17 protein-coding genes and 1 pseudogene are annotated in these 15,450 nt (G+C 46.8%); 6 read left to right on the top strand and 12 right to left on the bottom strand.

Annotation, left to right across the window (positions count from 1 at the left end; genetic code table 11):
• Positions 1 to 2: 2 nt before the first annotated feature.
• Complete coding sequence (locus tag FRZ54_RS02250; RefSeq protein WP_147030029.1) at positions 3 to 503, top strand: GNAT family N-acetyltransferase; 501 nt, start codon at positions 3 to 5, stop codon at positions 501 to 503.
• A gap of 3 nt (positions 504 to 506) precedes the next feature.
• Here FRZ54_RS02250 and FRZ54_RS02245 read toward each other — a convergent pair whose 3' ends face one another.
• From FRZ54_RS02245 to FRZ54_RS02215, 7 genes are all read right to left on the bottom strand, one after another.
• Positions 507 to 929 carry a GCN5 family acetyltransferase gene (locus tag FRZ54_RS02245; protein ID WP_147030028.1) on the bottom strand — a complete coding sequence of 141 codons (423 nt, stop codon included), beginning with the start codon at positions 927 to 929 and terminating at the stop codon, positions 507 to 509.
• Complete coding sequence (locus tag FRZ54_RS02240; protein WP_147030027.1) at positions 930 to 1,370, bottom strand: low molecular weight protein-tyrosine-phosphatase; 441 nt, start codon at positions 1,368 to 1,370, stop codon at positions 930 to 932. It abuts the gene before it with no gap.
• A 92-nt stretch (positions 1,371 to 1,462) separates the two neighbouring features.
• Positions 1,463 to 2,260 (bottom strand): S1/P1 nuclease, encoded by a 798-nt coding sequence (locus FRZ54_RS02235; protein WP_147030026.1) that lies wholly within the window; start codon positions 2,258 to 2,260, stop codon positions 1,463 to 1,465.
• Position 2,261: 1 nt separating this feature from the next.
• Complete coding sequence (locus tag FRZ54_RS02230) at positions 2,262 to 2,771, bottom strand: hypothetical protein (protein ID WP_147030025.1); 510 nt, start codon at positions 2,769 to 2,771, stop codon at positions 2,262 to 2,264.
• 82 nt (positions 2,772 to 2,853) lie between these two features.
• Positions 2,854 to 4,251: a class II fumarate hydratase gene (fumC, locus tag FRZ54_RS02225; RefSeq protein WP_147030024.1), complete on the bottom strand. Its 1,398-nt coding sequence runs from the start codon at positions 4,249 to 4,251 to the stop codon at positions 2,854 to 2,856.
• A 482-nt stretch (positions 4,252 to 4,733) separates the two neighbouring features.
• Positions 4,734 to 5,267 (bottom strand): hypothetical protein, encoded by a 534-nt coding sequence (locus FRZ54_RS02220; RefSeq protein WP_147030023.1) that lies wholly within the window; start codon positions 5,265 to 5,267, stop codon positions 4,734 to 4,736.
• Positions 5,264 to 5,767, bottom strand: a complete 504-nt coding sequence (locus tag FRZ54_RS02215) for a hypothetical protein (RefSeq protein ID WP_147030022.1) — start codon at positions 5,765 to 5,767, stop codon at positions 5,264 to 5,266. Before FRZ54_RS02215 ends, FRZ54_RS02220 begins: the two co-directional genes overlap by 4 nt.
• Positions 5,768 to 6,187: 420 nt before the next feature.
• Here FRZ54_RS02215 and FRZ54_RS24915 point away from each other — a divergent pair.
• Positions 6,188 to 6,810, top strand: a pseudogene (locus tag FRZ54_RS24915) (M949_RS01915 family surface polysaccharide biosynthesis protein).
• A 21-nt stretch (positions 6,811 to 6,831) separates the two neighbouring features.
• On the opposite strand, the gene FRZ54_RS02200 reads toward FRZ54_RS24915, so the two are convergent.
• Together FRZ54_RS02200 and FRZ54_RS02195 are read right to left on the bottom strand one after the other, a co-directional pair.
• The gene (locus FRZ54_RS02200; protein ID WP_147030019.1) at positions 6,832 to 7,869 is read right to left on the bottom strand and encodes a tetratricopeptide repeat protein; all 1,038 of its coding nucleotides are present in this window, start codon (positions 7,867 to 7,869) and stop codon (positions 6,832 to 6,834) included.
• A gap of 23 nt (positions 7,870 to 7,892) precedes the next feature.
• Positions 7,893 to 8,912 carry a tetratricopeptide repeat protein gene (locus FRZ54_RS02195; RefSeq protein ID WP_147030018.1) on the bottom strand — a complete coding sequence of 340 codons (1,020 nt, stop codon included), beginning with the start codon at positions 8,910 to 8,912 and terminating at the stop codon, positions 7,893 to 7,895.
• Between the two features lie 256 nt (positions 8,913 to 9,168).
• On the opposite strand from FRZ54_RS02195, the gene FRZ54_RS02190 reads away from it, so the two are divergent.
• The 4 genes from FRZ54_RS02190 (at position 9,169) to FRZ54_RS02175 (ending at position 12,238) form a co-directional block, all read left to right on the top strand.
• Positions 9,169 to 10,380 (top strand): serine hydrolase domain-containing protein, encoded by a 1,212-nt coding sequence (locus FRZ54_RS02190; RefSeq protein ID WP_228462605.1) that lies wholly within the window; start codon positions 9,169 to 9,171, stop codon positions 10,378 to 10,380.
• Positions 10,381 to 10,495: 115 nt separating this feature from the next.
• A complete protein-coding gene (locus FRZ54_RS02185; RefSeq protein ID WP_147030017.1) occupies positions 10,496 to 10,801 on the top strand; it encodes a YbaB/EbfC family nucleoid-associated protein in 306 nt (101 codons plus the stop codon).
• Between the two features lie 75 nt (positions 10,802 to 10,876).
• Positions 10,877 to 11,509 (top strand): NYN domain-containing protein, encoded by a 633-nt coding sequence (locus FRZ54_RS02180; RefSeq protein WP_147030016.1) that lies wholly within the window; start codon positions 10,877 to 10,879, stop codon positions 11,507 to 11,509.
• A gap of 51 nt (positions 11,510 to 11,560) precedes the next feature.
• The gene (locus FRZ54_RS02175) at positions 11,561 to 12,238 is read left to right on the top strand and encodes a metal-dependent hydrolase (protein WP_147030015.1); all 678 of its coding nucleotides are present in this window, start codon (positions 11,561 to 11,563) and stop codon (positions 12,236 to 12,238) included.
• A gap of 66 nt (positions 12,239 to 12,304) precedes the next feature.
• Here the strand turns inward: FRZ54_RS02175 and FRZ54_RS02170 are convergent, their stop codons facing one another.
• From FRZ54_RS02170 to FRZ54_RS02160, 3 genes are all read right to left on the bottom strand, one after another.
• Positions 12,305 to 12,487, bottom strand: coding sequence for a hypothetical protein (locus FRZ54_RS02170; RefSeq protein WP_147030014.1), 183 nt, complete (start codon positions 12,485 to 12,487; stop codon positions 12,305 to 12,307).
• 67 nt (positions 12,488 to 12,554) lie between these two features.
• Positions 12,555 to 13,820 carry a glucose-1-phosphate adenylyltransferase gene (locus tag FRZ54_RS02165; protein WP_147030013.1) on the bottom strand — a complete coding sequence of 422 codons (1,266 nt, stop codon included), beginning with the start codon at positions 13,818 to 13,820 and terminating at the stop codon, positions 12,555 to 12,557.
• On the bottom strand, positions 13,817 to 15,241 hold the full coding sequence (locus tag FRZ54_RS02160; protein ID WP_147030012.1) for a glycogen synthase: 1,425 nt from the start codon (positions 15,239 to 15,241) through the stop codon (positions 13,817 to 13,819). The genes FRZ54_RS02165 and FRZ54_RS02160 overlap by 4 nt, the downstream gene beginning before the upstream one ends.
• Between the last annotated feature and the right edge of the window lie 209 nt (positions 15,242 to 15,450).

Raw genomic sequence — 15,450 nt, 5'->3', positions numbered from 1 at the left:
CCATGCCGCTATTTATACAAACCCCACGCTTTGTTATCCGTGATTTTAAACCCGAAGAGCAGGACCTTTTCGTTGATATTTTTGATGACGAGCGGGTTATCACCCACTTGCCCAAACGGACGCGTAAGGAGCTTATCAGCTTGTTTCAGTCGGCATTGACGGAATACGCATCGGGTAGCCCGCTTGGCCGCTGGGGTATATTTAATAACGGCGACGGCGATTTCATTGGCTTTTGCCTGCTGCGCCTTTATGATAACCAGCCCGGGAAAGTAGAGCTTGGTTACGTGCTGCATCAAAGGTATTGGGGAAAGGGCATAGCCAGCGATATGGCGCAGATCATGGTGGCGCAGGCCTTTATGCACACCGACGCGAATGAGTTAGTGGCGGTAACTACGCTGGACAACATCGGTTCGCAAAGGGTATTGATAAAAGCCGGGATGACACGTATGGATAATTTTGTGAGAGACGGGGAGAAACTGGCGTTTTTCAGGATGGAGAGGTAATAATTAAACAAGGCCGCGTAATATTTCCAGTCTGTTTGCAGGAGCATCAGGCGAGAAAAAATTCGGGATAGTATCTGCATTTCTTTTAGGTCTATTGAGAAACTCCACATGCCATTCAGTGATCCTCGGTTCCTTTACATGCACATAATGGCCCTGTTCTGGTTCGTTGATGTGTTCCTCCTGGAGGATAAGTGCAAGAGGTGATTCGGTTCCCGGGTTCGATTCCGAGTATTCTAAGGCATCTTCACAAGTTTCAAAGACATAATAATAATCGTTACCATCATCAATATCGGGAGCGCCGCGTTCGGGGTGGCACCAAACACGGTATTCTAACACTTCATCCCAAACATATCCGCCGCCAGACTCAACAGTTGCGGGATACGTGCCAACTAATTCAATATCTTTAACTTTCGGATATTTTGACATTTAAAACTTTAATAATTCTTTTATTATCTCCCTGCACCCTTGCTCCACCGTTTGAAACACCGGCTCAAACTGGCTGTCGTCATAATAGGGATCCGGCACTTCGCGGTTACCTAAAAGCAGCTTTACTTTCGCTGCGGCTTCTTCGTCAGGTGCCATGGTCAGCACATCCGAAAGGTTGTATTTGTCCATCACAAAAATCTGATCAAAATCGCTGAAATCTTTCCGCCTGAATTGCCTGCAAACCTGGTTGCTTATGTCGATGCCGTGGTTTCGCGCTGCGCGGACCGAACGCCTGTCGGGCCCCTCACCTACGTGCCAGCTGCCTGTCCCGGCCGAATCCACCTGCCAGGTCAGCCCCTGCTCGTCGGCAAGGTGCTGCATAATACCCTCCGCCAGCGGCGAACGGCAAATGTTACCAAGACAGACCATGAGGAGTTTCATTATGAAGTTAATTAAGTGAGTTGTTGAATAGTTGATTAATTTGAGCGGCTGTTAAATTAACTTAATCCAACCATTCAACTTAATCCGACCAATTACCCAAAAATATCATTCAGCACCCCTGCCAGCCGTACGCCGGCTTTCAGCAATTGCTGGTTGAGGGTATCGATATGGTTGAAATTGTATTTGTAGCCGTTAAGCGCGTCGCCATTTTTCGTTTCAGAATATAGCTTTTCGGCCAGTTGGTTCGATTCAAATAACCACTCGCTAATGGGCGCTTTTTGCCATTCAGAACGTTCGGCGGCTGTAGTGTGGTTGATGGCTGTAGAATATTCGATGTAGCTTAATTGCTGAAAATCGATCAGCTGCGAATCCCAGACAGAGTGCAGGTTGGTGTTGTTGCTGAACCAGGTCACTTTAATGTCGTTGCCGCCCTTGTCCTCGGTGTGGCCGGTATGGAGGGGTTGGTGAACATCCTCGACAATGTGGATGAGCATGCGCAGGTAGAGCAATTTTTTGTCCTTATCCAGGTCTTTCTTTTTTAGTTCCCCTATCAAAAATTGCAGTTTGGTATAAGCATCAACAGCTGTATCCTGGTTTAGGTATGCCTGTAATTCGGGATAAGTATAGGCTTTGTCCAGGTCGATGAAATGCCAGTTGTACAGGTAGTTATAGGCCGGGTCGGATTTGATAAAATCGGCCCAGTTGCTTGCCATGGCAATGCTTTCGTCGCCCAAAATTGCCTCAATAGCTTTGCGGGCCTTTGGTGAAAGGTAACTATCGGCAATTTGCCCGGCTATGCGGTGACCCTGGGTGCCCCATGCCATAGATTGTAAAGGCAGGTAAATGATCGCCAGGATCAAAGCCAGTTTTTTCAGAAATCTTGTTTTCATATCACAATGGTTTTGGGGTGCAGGTAGTGCGTTTTATTAAGTGCGCCCTGATAGGTATTAAACTTGACGCTGCAGAAAATTCAACGAGCGAATCACCCTCTTTTTTTACTTTGAATAATTCCTCGTAAATGCCCGAGCGGAAACAACCGCCTTCGGGTTTCAGGCTGTGATCGGCGTTGCAAAACTGGCCGCGAACGTGGAGTGTATCCCTGATCTGAAAATAGCCACCCTTGATATATTCCACCCAATGGCCCGACCGTTCGCAGGTGTCCGGACCGTTGTTGGTTTTGCTGAAGCTATTGATCTGCATAAAAAACGAGTCGCAGCTGAATTTGATATGATAAAGCGAGTATTCAACCAGTTTCTTTTGCGCCGGAACTGAGTCCTGCTGCCATTCGCCCTGGAGGTAGCTTTCACCCTTGCCCTGCAAATCTGCATTTGGCGTGCAGCTAAAGCTTAAAGTGGCTATTAAGGCGAAAGGTAAAAGGAGAAGGGCGAAAGGTTTTTGCATATCAGTATGTTTTGTCATATTGAGCGCAGCGAAATAGCTATCGATAGATTCTTCGCTACGCTCAGAATGACAGTTTTAATATTTATTTCAGGCTACCGATCATATCTTCCGGCTTAACCCACTGGTCGAATTGCTCGTTAGTGAGTAAACCTAAACCGATGGCCGCTTCCCTAAGGGATTGGTTCTGTTTCAAAGCTGTTTTGGCGATCTTGGCAGCGTTTTCATAACCGATATGCGGGTTCAGCGCTGTAACCAGCATCAGCGAATTTTCAAGGTGTTTTTTGATGCCGGCGTAATTCGGTTCGATGCCTTTGGCGCAATGGTCGTTAAAGGATACACAAGCGTCGCCTATTAAACGTGCCGATTGCAGGAAGTTGGCTGCCATTACCGGTTTAAAAACGTTCAGTTCATAATGGCCGTTCGATCCGCCGATGGATATAGTCACATCATTACCCATTACCTGCGCAGCAACCATAGTAACTGCCTCGTTTTGGGTTGGATTTACTTTGCCAGGCATAATGGACGAACCCGGTTCATTGTCCGGTATATGTATCTCGCCGATACCCGAGCGCGGGCCCGAGGCCAGCATGCGGATGTCATTCGCGATCTTCATCAGCGACACGGCAATTTGTTTCAAAGCGCCGTGACTTTCCACTATAGCATCATGAGCAGCTAACGCTTCGAACTTGTTATCGGCTGTGCGGAAAGGCAGGCCGGTAAATTTGGCAATGTATTCAGCCACCTTCACATCATAACCTTTTGGGGTGTTGATGCCGGTACCAACGGCGGTGCCACCCAAGGCAAGCTCAGACAAGTGATCCAAAGTATTCCGTATGGCTTTCAACCCATGATCCAATTGTGATACGTAACCCGAAAACTCCTGGCCTAAAGTAAGCGGTGTAGCATCCATCAGGTGGGTGCGGCCTATCTTTACCACACTTTTAAATGCCTCTGATTTTGCCTTCAGCGTATCGCGAAGTTTTTCGATACCGGGTATGGTTACCTCCATCACCATTTTATAGGCAGCGATGTGCATGGCGGTAGGGTAGGTGTCGTTAGACGACTGCGACTTGTTTACATCATCATTCGGGTGGATGAAAGTTTTGCCTTCGCCCAGTTTGTTGCCCTGTAACACGTGCGATCGGTTAGCTACAACCTCGTTCACATTCATGTTGGATTGCGTACCCGAGCCCGTTTGCCAGATAACCAATGGGAACTCACCGGCCAGTTTGCCTTCCAGTATCTCGTCGCAAACCTGTGCTATCAGGTCGCGTTTTTCGGCGGGCAGCACGCCCAGTTCTGTATTGGTATATGCGGCCGCTTTTTTCAAATATGCAAACGCATTGATGATCTCCTTCGGCATGGATGCCTCGGGGCCTATTTTAAAGTTATTGCGTGAACGTTCGGTTTGTGCGCCCCAGTATTTATCGGCAGGTACCTGTACCTCGCCCATCGTATCGTGTTCGGTTCTGAAACTCATGGTATTTGTAATGAATTATGTGGGGGCAAATTTAGGGTTTTTACCCATGCGCGGGGGAAGGAAATGGTAATATTATTGTGGGCGAATGTCACCCGATTATTTGACTCACCCGGCCGACGCTTCGCTGGGCCACCCTCTCTGCCGCGAGCGGTAAAGAGGGGCGTTTGTGAACTGGCGCGCGGCTATTTGACTCACCCGACCTACGCTTCGCTGGGCCACCCTCTCTATCGCAAGCGATAAAGAGGGTCTTTCTAAATTTTTTCTTTAAACACGAAAATTCCTTGCTATTCTGATCTTAAGTAGGAAATTACTAAGAGGGAGAATAATACAACCCTCTTTGCGCCGAAGGCGGAGAGAGGGTCAGCGAGTGTAACGATGTCGGGGTGAGTATACGGGATAATCGGCGTCGGCGCTTGTGCCCCCTGAAAAAGACTTGAGGCTGGCTCCGAAGACGCAGCCGGGGGGAAGATAGTCGCCCCATGTCAATTTTTAGGCAATGGACGCAACACTTTACGTACCCTGTTCAGCGTATAGCTGAAATCAGCATCGCCGGTAAGGAATTGAAGATTTTCGTCAAGAATAAAAAGAACGTTCTCGTCACCTTTTAAAAGATAAAGGGGCTTGCCAGGTTTACGCCAGTCCAGCGCAATATAGGGGGCAGCGAGGCTGTTTTTTGCCCCATTCACCCGGCTCCAATTCCCGGTTAAGGGCTTGCGGCCAAACATTTCGGTTCTCAAGGTGAAAGTGGTTGGCTTTAAGGTGACGGAATCGCAGAAAAGTATCAGCTGCCATTTCAGGTGATCGAGATCGGCAGGCATTTTTGCACCCATTTGCCGGCTTATAGCTTCACAAGGCGACCTGCCCTCGAATATCCCATATACTCCTTTGCCCTTTGGCATATCGCCGAAGGTAACACTTTCAGATACTATATTGTCGGACGTGGTGGTTTGCCCTTTGGCATTGCCGGCCAGCAGCGGACCAAGACATGCGGCTAATATATAAATGAGATTTTTCATTGTTTTACTTTGCTAAGGGTGTAACTCCAGGCGCCTGTACCGTTCATCAGGTGCTCATCGCTATCCAGCAAATGGATCATATTTTCATTCAGACGCACGAACGAAATGGATTCCAAGGGCTTATCCGGGTCGAGACGATAAACCACAGCTGATGGATCGGCGTGCATGCCTTTTACAATGGTCCACTTGCCCTCGCGGTGCAGGTGTTTGCCACCGTTAATAAATTCGCGGGTGCCTTGTTTGGGTATTCCGTAGTCGCAATCGAGAACGTAGGTTCGCGGCGATGATTTGCCGTCACCTGATAGCTTGAGGTTCCATTTGATAAGGTCACAACCCGTTTGCCCCGGCGGAATGCCGGGCACCGGCCTTGTGCCAATGCTGCATGGTGTGCTGGCTACAAAAACTATGGGCGGGGCTTCGGTTGTCTGCGCCCGGGTGTACCCTGATATAAAAACCAGGCTGAACAAGCTGATAAAAAAAATTTGCGGTCGCTTTTTCATGCAATCATTCTTTAAAATTCCTGTTATCCACAAGGTACGGAACTAAAAGGGCGGCCGCCAAATTTTGTAGAGCAACGGCGGAAGAAGTAGACGAAATAGACTACGCTGAGCTGCCTGTGAGGATACTTTATTTGATTATATGGGCTGTCGCCTGGTTATTTGACTCATCCGGCCGACGCTTCGCTGGGCCACCCTCTCTATCGCAAGCGATAAAGAGGGTGGTTTTTTCTTTAATTAGAAAATTCGTTTCTATTCTGGACTTAAGGACGGAATTAATAGGAGAAAGAACGGTCCAACCCTCTTTGCTGCTTGCAGCAGAGAGGGTCGACGAGTGTAACGATGTCGGGGTGAGTCTGCGGGGGACAACTGCGTGGTATAAAAACAATATTTATCACTACTTTTGAACGATACTTAAACCCAATGAAACTTTTAATCATTTTATTTGCGTTAGCTGTTGCGCAAATTGCATCCGCACAGGTAAAACCTGTTCCTCTTGACAAAAAAGCATTGCCGAAAACCATTCATTATGACGGGCATATCGTCAATGCAGTAAAGTACACCGATAATGAAGGGGATCACGTCGTCATTGCTACAGAAACGGGAGAAGTAGAAGTAAAAGAAGACGGTGAAAGCTTTGCTAAAGCCGATGTATATGCATACAATTATGTGATGAACGGCGGTAAGCCTACCCTTGCCTGGCAAATGCATGATTTTACCATTATTTGCCCGTTGACACGAAGGCTAAATATGTGCCTGGTACTTTTGCGGTTACTGACCTCAACAAAGACGGTAAGGCCGAAATCTGGTTAATGTACAGAATTGCTTGTCGCGGCGATGTCAGTCCGGCAAGCATGAAAATAATTATGCATGAAGGCAATAAAAAATATGCAGTTCGGGGTACAAGCAAGATAAAAATATCGGATAAAGATTATTCAGGCGGTGAATACACTATGGATGAAGCGTTAAAAACCGGCCCGCCAGTTTTTAAACAATACGCTCTTCTGCTATGGGAAAAGAATCTACTGGAAACAGGGGATTATTAAGGGCGCCTGAAAACAAATACCTCAAAACTTTCTTTCCGTAGCAGCGATCCATTTGTCAAAATCACTCCGTTCTTTATCGTGTTCCATCATCCATTTGGTGTTTTCTTCCTTATTTGCGCTCAAGCTAACCATGCGTGTAAATGCGGCTATATTATCGCTTTGCGCCAGGTTTAAAAAATAAGCGGCAAAGAACTTATCAAAAAAGTCTTTTTCCTTATCATCATTAGCCATGTTACCCGCTATGCTAAAGATGTGTTTCAATTCAAACTCCAGCATGTCCATACCTGCCAGTTTCTTTTGGCGGGCCACGGAGACCGTAGTGGATATAACCATGTTTTTGACCGCGATGTCCTGTTTGTCCTTAGGCGACAGAATGATGGTTTGCCGGCCATTGGCGCCGCTTAACGCGCCTCCTTTTAAAATGCTCTGGATATTGGTGTAGGCCTCGGCGCTGCGCGGCGTATTTGGCTCCAGCAGGATAAAACTGCAAAGGCCCAGTAAGGCATTCAACCTTTTATTTTGATGGAACGTAACCAGCGCATACATCCGTTGGCTGCTCGCGTGCTTCGGGTCGAGTTTAATAGACTCGATAGCTTCGATCTCTGCCTCGGCATATTGCTTATTGCGCGAATAGGCGAGTCCGAGGTTAAAGTGCAATTGCTGAAAGGCGGGGTTGAGTTTGATGCCTTCCTTATAGGTGTCGATGGCCTTTTGGGTTTGATGATCCTCGTCGTAAATGCTGCCCAAAAGTGCATAGCTTGCTGCTGTAAGCGTAGCGCTGCCATTGCCTTTGATGGCTTTTTCTGCATAAGGGATGGCCTCATTTCCCCTGCCTGCTGCCTGCAGGCTAAAACCCATTTGATAGTTGGCTTGCGCGTTATTTGAATCGGTTTTCAGGGCTTCTTTGTATTTTTCTATGGCCACTGCATAGTTTCCCTGTTTATTAAGCTGGGTGCCCTGTTTAATCAGATCGGCCGCATTGCCTGTGTCCTGGGCCGAGGCCTGCACTGCCGTGGCCAGCACACAACAGATCAGAATCAGGTTAAAAAAAGACTTCATTCTCAAATTTAAAACAATTGCCGCTAAAACTCGCGTTTGGTTGCTGCTACCCACTGCTGCAGGTCTTTTAACTCTTTATCATGTTCCTTAAACCAGGCCAGGTTCTCGTCCCTGTACGCCGAGAGGGTGATATAACGGGCAAAAGCCGGCATGTTTCCCGATTTGGCCAGCTGTTCGAAATACCCTGCATAGTAATTTTTTACCAGCGGCGGTGCATCGTCGCCTATAATAGACGCTGATATTTGCAGTAAAGAGGTTAATTCAAACTGAACCGAATCGACTGCCGATAAATTAGTTTTCTTATCAAGTGCCGTGCTTATAGCTATAGGCATCAACAAATTCCCAGCACCCTCGTCAGGGTTGACACTTATGGTAATGCTGCTGTCGCCAGCTCGCTTAACGCCATAGTTGAGAATAGTTTTAACAAAGTTTAATGCCTCCGGCGAGCGTTTACTTTGCGGTTCGAGCAGCAGGAAATCACACCAGGCGAGTAAGGAAATGCCGCGTTTCTTTTGCTTGTAGGTTGCCATGGCCAAAATTCGCTGGCTGCTCGCGTGTGTTGCATCAAGCTTGATGGCCTTAATAGCGGCTTGCTCCGATTCAGGAAATTTACCAAGCCGGTAATAGGTTATGGCGATGTTATAATGCAGCCGCTGATAAGTAGAATCGGCCCCGATACCTTTCTTAAAAAGATCAATGGCTTTGTCCGATTGGTTCAAATCATCATAAATGCTGCCCAGCATATCATACCCGCCTGCGGCTTTCGGTTCAAGGGCCAGCACTTTTTCGAGATAGGGAATAGCCTCCTTTTCCTTCCCGGTGGTAAACAGGGTGTAGCCCATTTCGTAATAGGCATTGGCATACTGCGGGTCAGCTTTGATCGCCTGGTTATATTTCTCAATGGCCCGGTCGTACTTACCCGAATCGTTCAACGCAACGCCTTGTTTTACAAGTGCTTTGGCGTCATCATTGTTTTGGGCGAAGGCTGCGACAGAAAGAAAAAGCAATATGGGCAGCAATAAAGTTTTTTGACAGGTTTTCATACATTAAAATAACGTTTAAGAAGTCTTCAATATCTTATTTAAGATGCAGGTAGCGGAGAAAATCCATAAACTATATTGATCATCTTTTTCAGAGCAAAATAAAAACAGGAAAACCAGGAGCAATTTGTGATAGGGCCGCATATTATAAATTTATTAAGGTTATTAACTAAAAGAAGAAAAATGTTTAAAACTTTAGTTTCCCGTAGGGCTATAATTTCCAATTTTCGCGGACGTTAAATAAGATAGATTAATATACATGAGATCAGTGCTTAAAGGATTAATACCTGTTTCCGCGCCCCTGCTAATGTTGATAGCCTGCGGGAACAATAATGCCAGCCCCAAAAAGGAAGCGACTTACACCCCCGGCCCGTTTAACCCCACGGAGCTTTTAAAATACGACCCTAAACACGAGGATAAACGAATAGATGAGTTTTTTCACAAACTGCACCAAAAAAGCGGCTTCAATGGCGACATCCTGGTGGCCCGGCACGGCAAAATAGTTTATGAGAATGCACTTGGCTGGGCAAACCACCTGACGCGCGACAGCCTGAAGATCAATTCGCAGTTCCAGTTGGCGTCGGTTACCAAAACCATGACCTCGACCGCTATTATGCAGCTTTGGGAACGCGGCAAGATCAAACTCGACCAGGATGTGCGGGAATTTTTTCCTAACTTCCCATACCAGGGGGTTACCATCCGTTTGTTGCTTACGCACCGGTCGGGCATGATGAACTATGTGTATTTTATCGATGATATTTACCGCAAAAACCACCTGAACCAGCGGAAGGGCCTTACCAACACCGAGGCCATGAACATGATTGCCGAATACAAGCCCGCGCCGTTCAACAAGCCCAATAAGCGCTTTCTTTATAACAACTCTAACTTTATGGTGCTGGGCTCCATTATTGAAAAAGTGACCGGGATGAGCTATGCGGAGTATATGAAAGAGAATGTGTTTAAACCGGCCGGCATGACGCATACTGCTGTTTATTCGAAAGCGGTGTATGACAAGATACCCGTCGACGTGGTGGGACACGATCGTAACAGCTGGAAATATTCAGTTGCCCCAAATTTTCTTGACGGCCCGGTAGGCGATAAAGGTATTTACAGCACCGTTGGCGACCTGTTCCTGTTCGATCAGGCTTTACGGGCCGGCCGTTTGATAAAACCTGCTACCCAGGATTCGGCCTATACCGACCGCAACCCGATGATACGCGGGCACTTTAACTACGGCTACGGCTGGCGTCTGTTTGAAGCACCCGGCCAAAAAGTGGTTTACCACACAGGCTGGTGGCACGGTTTCAGGCATATCTATGTGCGCGACCTTAAAAATGATGTTACAATTGTGTTGTTGGGAAACCTTGTAAATGGAAGTTTGTTACATCTGGACGACCTGTTCAAGATGGAAAATATGCCGGTAATTCGTAAAGGAGCCTATAACGGTGCCGGGGATACGGCGGAAGATTGATTTCTAAGTTGATTAGGTTAAGTAGTTGATTAAGTTGACTGGTTTGGAAAAACTTGCCAACTTTGCAAAACATATTCAACTTAATAAACTTAATCCAACTCAATCAACTAATACCATGTTCGACAAACTATACGAAGCAAAACAAAAAGCGGACGAAGTAAAAAAAAGGCTCGACGGGCTTACCGTTATGGGCAGTGCCGAGGGCGGTAAAATAAAAGTGACCTCGAACGGCAATAAGGTGATCCAATCCATTATGATAGATGAGGATTTTCTGAAAGATGCCGATAAGGAAGAGTTAGAGGAACTACTTGCCCTGGCTGTAAATAAAGCCCTTGAACAGGCCGAAAATGTGAGCCAAAGCGAGATGGCGGCCCTGTCGCAGCAAATGTTTGGCGGGCTTGGCGGGATGTTTGGGAAATAATTGTTGGAGTGCTGGAACGTTGAAAAGTTGTAATGTTTTTTGATATTTGCATCAACCTTCAACACCTACAATCTTATGAGCACAAAAAACTTTCTAAGGATCGGCGTCTTTTATGACGGCACCTACTTTATTATGGCCCAAAACTATTTCTGGGGGAAAAAATATGGCTGGCTATCAGTTCAGGAATTTCATAAACTTTTAGAAAGTTTTGTTCGGACAAAGGAGCAAGGGCACGTTTCTTACAAAGTAGTTTATTCTGCATTTTTTCAAGGCGTTCATAAGGAAAGCGCAGCCCAAGAAAACAATCTGAGATTAGACCGAAAAAGGCACCTAGATTTACTGCATGCCGGAATTGAGCCTAAGAATGTCCCTATGTCAGAAACTCAGGGAGAAAAGGGAATTGACGTCTATATGGCTGTAGAGACATTGCAAATTGGTTTGGATGATAAAATAGATATGGCGATTCTTGTGACCGGTGACGGAGATTTTGTTCCACTTGCGAGGGCGCTAATGAAAAATGGAGTTAGAGTTTTAATCGCCTATTTTGAATATGAAGACGAAAATCATAAAAGCTTTGCGAACGAGCGATTAGTCAGTGCAGCAAATCATTCTGTTAACATTAATAGCTTGGAAAATGACAGAGAATTCAAGGCAGAGTTTAAAACAATTTTCAGGCAGCCTACTGACAATAAAAAAGCTAAAGCATAAAACAACCTTAAGACTTTTTAACTTTAAAACATTACAACAAAAACACCTGCTATGAAACTCACCTATTACGGACACTCGGCATTAGAAATAGAGACAGCCGGCAAAAAGCTGCTGTTCGATCCTTTTATTTCTCATAACGAACTGGCGAAACACATTGATATTAATAGCTTAAAGCCCGATTACATTTTGCTTACCCACGGGCACGGAGACCATATGGCCGACTTCTTCGCTGTACAGAAAAACAGCGGCGCCAAAGTAATTTGCATTTACGAAATAATGGTATGGCTGGATGGAAAAGGCGTACCCGGTGCGCATGCCATGAATATAGGCGGCGGCTATAATTTTGATTTCGGGCGGGTAAAAATGGTAAGTGCCATTCATTCCAGCTCCATGCCCGACGGATCTTATGGCGGCAACCCGGCTGGCTATCTCCTTTATCTCGAAGGCAAAAAGATATACATAGCCGGGGATACTGCGCTAACCTATGATATGAAATTGCTGGCCGACGAAAACCTTGATTGGGCGGTATTGCCCATAGGCGATAACTTTACCATGAATGCAGACGATGCCGTTAAAGCCGCAGGCTTCGTTAACTGCAAAAATGTGATAGGTGTGCATTACGATACTTTCCCGGTTATCAAAATTGATAAAGCTGAAGTAGCCGGTAAGTTTAAAAATGCTGGCTTGAATTTACAACTCCCGGGTATAGGCGAAAGTATAGAACTATAACGGCAGATATATCACAACAAAGCCCCCTCAACTTTCGTTGGGAGGGCTTCGTTTTTTATGAAGGAATTACATCTGCGTGCTGTCCTTCATCTTCTTTTTGATTTTCACTTTGGTGCCTTTTTTCTTCACCTTCATTTTTACGGTGTCTTTTTTAGTAGTGTCCTGCGCCATTTTTACCGGGGTAAGGGCGTAAGCTGAACTACTAAAACAGATCGCAGCTAATGCGATCATGGCCATTGCTTTTTTCATAGGATAACAATTTTTGGTTTGAATATTAATAACAATCCGGGTGCAGATTGTTTTAAAAATATTCAACTTAAATCACTGTCCCATGCGGTATTATGGCTCTTTTCTTTATCACTACGATACCATCCTGTACAGTATACGTGCCGTAGTCGCCGTCCTCCAGCTTTTTATTACCGCAGTTGATCTTGACGTCGTCGCCGATATAAGTGTTTTTATCGATGATGGCATTTTTGATACAGCAGCGGTCGCCTATTCCCATGATGGGCGAATTGCTCAGGTTTGATTCCCTGATCTGTTCCAACGTTTGGTAATTGTCACTGCCCATTACGTAGCAATTTTCAATAACGGTATCTATACCAATGCGAGTACGAATGCCAATAATTGACCGGGAAATATGACTGGCATTAATAATGCAGCCATCAGCAATGATCGTTTTCTCCAAATGCGAGCCCGACACTTTTGATGGCGGCAGCATGCGCGCGCGGGTGAATATCGGCTGCGAATCGAACAGGTTAAATTTGGGGATATCGTCCGTCAATCCGAGGTTGGCCTCAAAGAATGAAGGTATGGTACCAATGTCGGTCCAGTAACCCTCGTACTGGTAGCTTGCCACACGGTGATGCGCTATCGAATCGGGGATGATCTCCTTGCCGAAGTCGGTGCGGTCGTTCCCCATCAGCAATTCGTACAGCAATTTGCGGTTGAAAACGTAGATACCCATCGATGCCAGGTACACCCTGCCCTCGGCCTTCATTTCATCACTTACTTCCGATGCCCAGCTTTCGAAATCCTTTTTTGGCTTTTCGATAAACGAGGTGATCATATTGTTCGAATCGGTTTTCAGTATACCAAACCCGGGTACGTCATTGGCATGCACCGGGATGGTAGCGATAGAAATTTCTGCATTGGTCTCGATATGGTTATTGATCATGTCCTGGAAATCCATCTGGTACAGCTGGTCGCCCGACAGGATGAGCACGTACTCAAACTCGTGTACCGCCAAATGGTGCAGGCTTTGCCTTACGGCATCGGCAGTGCCCTGGTACCAGGCTACGCTGGATGGTGTTTGTTCGGCTGCGAGTATATCGACAAAAGCCGAGCTAAAGCTGCTGAAATGGTACGTGTTTTTGATGTGCTTGTTAAGCGACGCCGAGTTGAACTGCGTGAGCACGTAAATGCGGGTAATATCCGAATGCAGGCAATTCGAGATCGGGATGTCAACCAAACGGTACTTGCCGCCTATTGGTACGGCAGGCTTGGAGCGTGTTGCGGTAAGGGGCGATAAGCGGCTTCCCTGGCCGCCGCCGAGCACAATGGAAATTACTTTTGATGTCATATAGCAGGTTTTAAACTCTCATAAAGATTAATATATTCTTTGGCCGACCGATCCCACGAGAAATCGAGCGCCATCATTCGTTTGCGTATCAGTTGCAGGTGCGGTGTGGTTTCGTACAGCCCGATGGCCCTGCCTGCGGCATGTATAATATCTTCGGCATTGGCCTGGATAAAGCGGATGCCGTAACCGCCCTCATCGCCAAAATCTATCACAGAATCCCTTAGCCCGCCGGTGGTCCGCACCATGGGCACGGTGCCATATCTTAGTGCGTACAACTGGTTCAGCCCGCAGGGTTCAACGCGCGACGGCATCAGCAGGAAATCCGAACCGGCGTATACCAGGTGAGCCAGCGGCTCGTCGTACCCGATAAATACACTGCACTGGTCGGGGAACTCAGTTTGCAGGGCCAACAACTGCTCTTGCACTTTCACTTCGCCGGCACCCAGCAGGCAAAAATTTACGCCGCCGGGGTGCGCCAGTATGCTCCGCCTGATGGCATTGGGCAGCAGGTCGGCACCTTTTTCGCCCACCAGCCTGCCAATGAACGAGATCAGTGGCCTGTCTGTAGATAATTTGAACCGGGCGCATAGTGCCTCTTTGTCTTTTTGCTTGCCCGATGCCAGTGTCCTTATCGAAAATTTTTCAGGGATCATCGGGTCGGTTTTCGGGTTCCACACTTCGGTATCAATACCGTTGAGGATACCCGTGCCTTTATTTCGTTCGAGGTAGAAAAGATACTCCATGCCGTTCGACTGGTAGGTCAGTTCTTCCAGGTAAGTCGGCGAAACGGTGGTATATTTCCAGCAGCATTTTACCGCCGCGGCCAGCGGGTTTATTGCGCCGTTCCACTCCAGCAAACCGGTTTTTGACAGGTCGATATCGCCCAGCAGCGAAAGCTTGCTCCAGTTGAACGCGCCGTGGTATTGCCCGTTATGTATGGTCAGTATCGTAGGTATACCCGCTAAACGGTGGTATGGCCGCGCATGATACATCAGGAAGGGCACCAGGCCCGAATGATGATCATGGCAGTGTATAATATCCGGTGTTTGCTGCGACCAGGTGATCCAATCCAGAAAAGCTATCTGGTAGGCAATAAACTGCTCCGTTTCGTCGGGGTAGCTGTAAACGTTCTCACGGTCGAGCAGGCCGGGTATCTTCACCAGGTACAGGGGGAAACCGAGTTTATCCGTTTTTTCTTTTAATATCTCGAAGTAAAAACGCCGGGCGCCCAAAAACGACGAAGCCTCAAAAACAACATCCCATTCGTTTTCCTGCACAAACTTGCGCTCATAAAAAGGCATCACGACGGAGGCATCAAGCCCCATCTGGTTTTGGTATTTGGGTAGTGCGCCCACAACATCGGCCAGGCCGCCAACTTTGGCAACAGGGTAACATTCGGCGCTTAGGTGGAAGATTTTCATTAATAGACTATAACCGGTTCAATTTAAGGAACAATTGCTTAAATAAACAACCAATGGGGTTATATTCTGTTTAAAAAACGAATTTTTATTATTTGTTTACCCTCGGGGGCAGTTCGCTTTTAATTTATAAGCATCCCGGATGGTTTTTTGCAAAATCCATATTTTTCGCGGGTTATAGGTGTGGATTTTTGTGAAAATGGTAATGTGCG

The sequence above is a fragment of the Mucilaginibacter ginsenosidivorans genome, from assembly GCF_007971025.1.
GTDB lineage: Bacteria > Bacteroidota > Bacteroidia > Sphingobacteriales > Sphingobacteriaceae > Mucilaginibacter > Mucilaginibacter ginsenosidivorans.
Note: the sequence above shows the minus strand (reverse complement) of the source record. Positions and strands in the feature narration are given on the sequence as shown.

Coding starts and splice junctions, on each gene's coding strand:
- FRZ54_RS02175 (WP_147030015.1), top strand. CDS start 11,561: ATGAAACTCACCTATTACGGACACTCGGCATTAGAAATAGAGACAGCC.
- FRZ54_RS02190 (WP_228462605.1), top strand. CDS start 9,169: ATGAGATCAGTGCTTAAAGGATTAATACCTGTTTCCGCGCCCCTGCTA.
- FRZ54_RS02250 (WP_147030029.1), top strand. CDS start 3: ATGCCGCTATTTATACAAACCCCACGCTTTGTTATCCGTGATTTTAAA.
- FRZ54_RS02245 (WP_147030028.1), bottom strand. CDS start 929: ATGTCAAAATATCCGAAAGTTAAAGATATTGAATTAGTTGGCACGTAT.
- fumC (WP_147030024.1), bottom strand. CDS start 4,251: ATGAGTTTCAGAACCGAACACGATACGATGGGCGAGGTACAGGTACCT.
- FRZ54_RS02240 (WP_147030027.1), bottom strand. CDS start 1,370: ATGAAACTCCTCATGGTCTGTCTTGGTAACATTTGCCGTTCGCCGCTG.
- FRZ54_RS02185 (WP_147030017.1), top strand. CDS start 10,496: ATGTTCGACAAACTATACGAAGCAAAACAAAAAGCGGACGAAGTAAAA.
- FRZ54_RS02220 (WP_147030023.1), bottom strand. CDS start 5,267: ATGAAAAATCTCATTTATATATTAGCCGCATGTCTTGGTCCGCTGCTG.
- FRZ54_RS02165 (WP_147030013.1), bottom strand. CDS start 13,820: ATGACATCAAAAGTAATTTCCATTGTGCTCGGCGGCGGCCAGGGAAGC.
- FRZ54_RS02170 (WP_147030014.1), bottom strand. CDS start 12,487: ATGAAAAAAGCAATGGCCATGATCGCATTAGCTGCGATCTGTTTTAGT.
- FRZ54_RS02195 (WP_147030018.1), bottom strand. CDS start 8,912: ATGAAAACCTGTCAAAAAACTTTATTGCTGCCCATATTGCTTTTTCTT.
- FRZ54_RS02180 (WP_147030016.1), top strand. CDS start 10,877: ATGAGCACAAAAAACTTTCTAAGGATCGGCGTCTTTTATGACGGCACC.
- FRZ54_RS02200 (WP_147030019.1), bottom strand. CDS start 7,869: ATGAAGTCTTTTTTTAACCTGATTCTGATCTGTTGTGTGCTGGCCACG.
- FRZ54_RS02160 (WP_147030012.1), bottom strand. CDS start 15,241: ATGAAAATCTTCCACCTAAGCGCCGAATGTTACCCTGTTGCCAAAGTT.
- FRZ54_RS02235 (WP_147030026.1), bottom strand. CDS start 2,260: ATGAAAACAAGATTTCTGAAAAAACTGGCTTTGATCCTGGCGATCATT.
- FRZ54_RS02230 (WP_147030025.1), bottom strand. CDS start 2,771: ATGCAAAAACCTTTCGCCCTTCTCCTTTTACCTTTCGCCTTAATAGCC.
- FRZ54_RS02215 (WP_147030022.1), bottom strand. CDS start 5,767: ATGAAAAAGCGACCGCAAATTTTTTTTATCAGCTTGTTCAGCCTGGTT.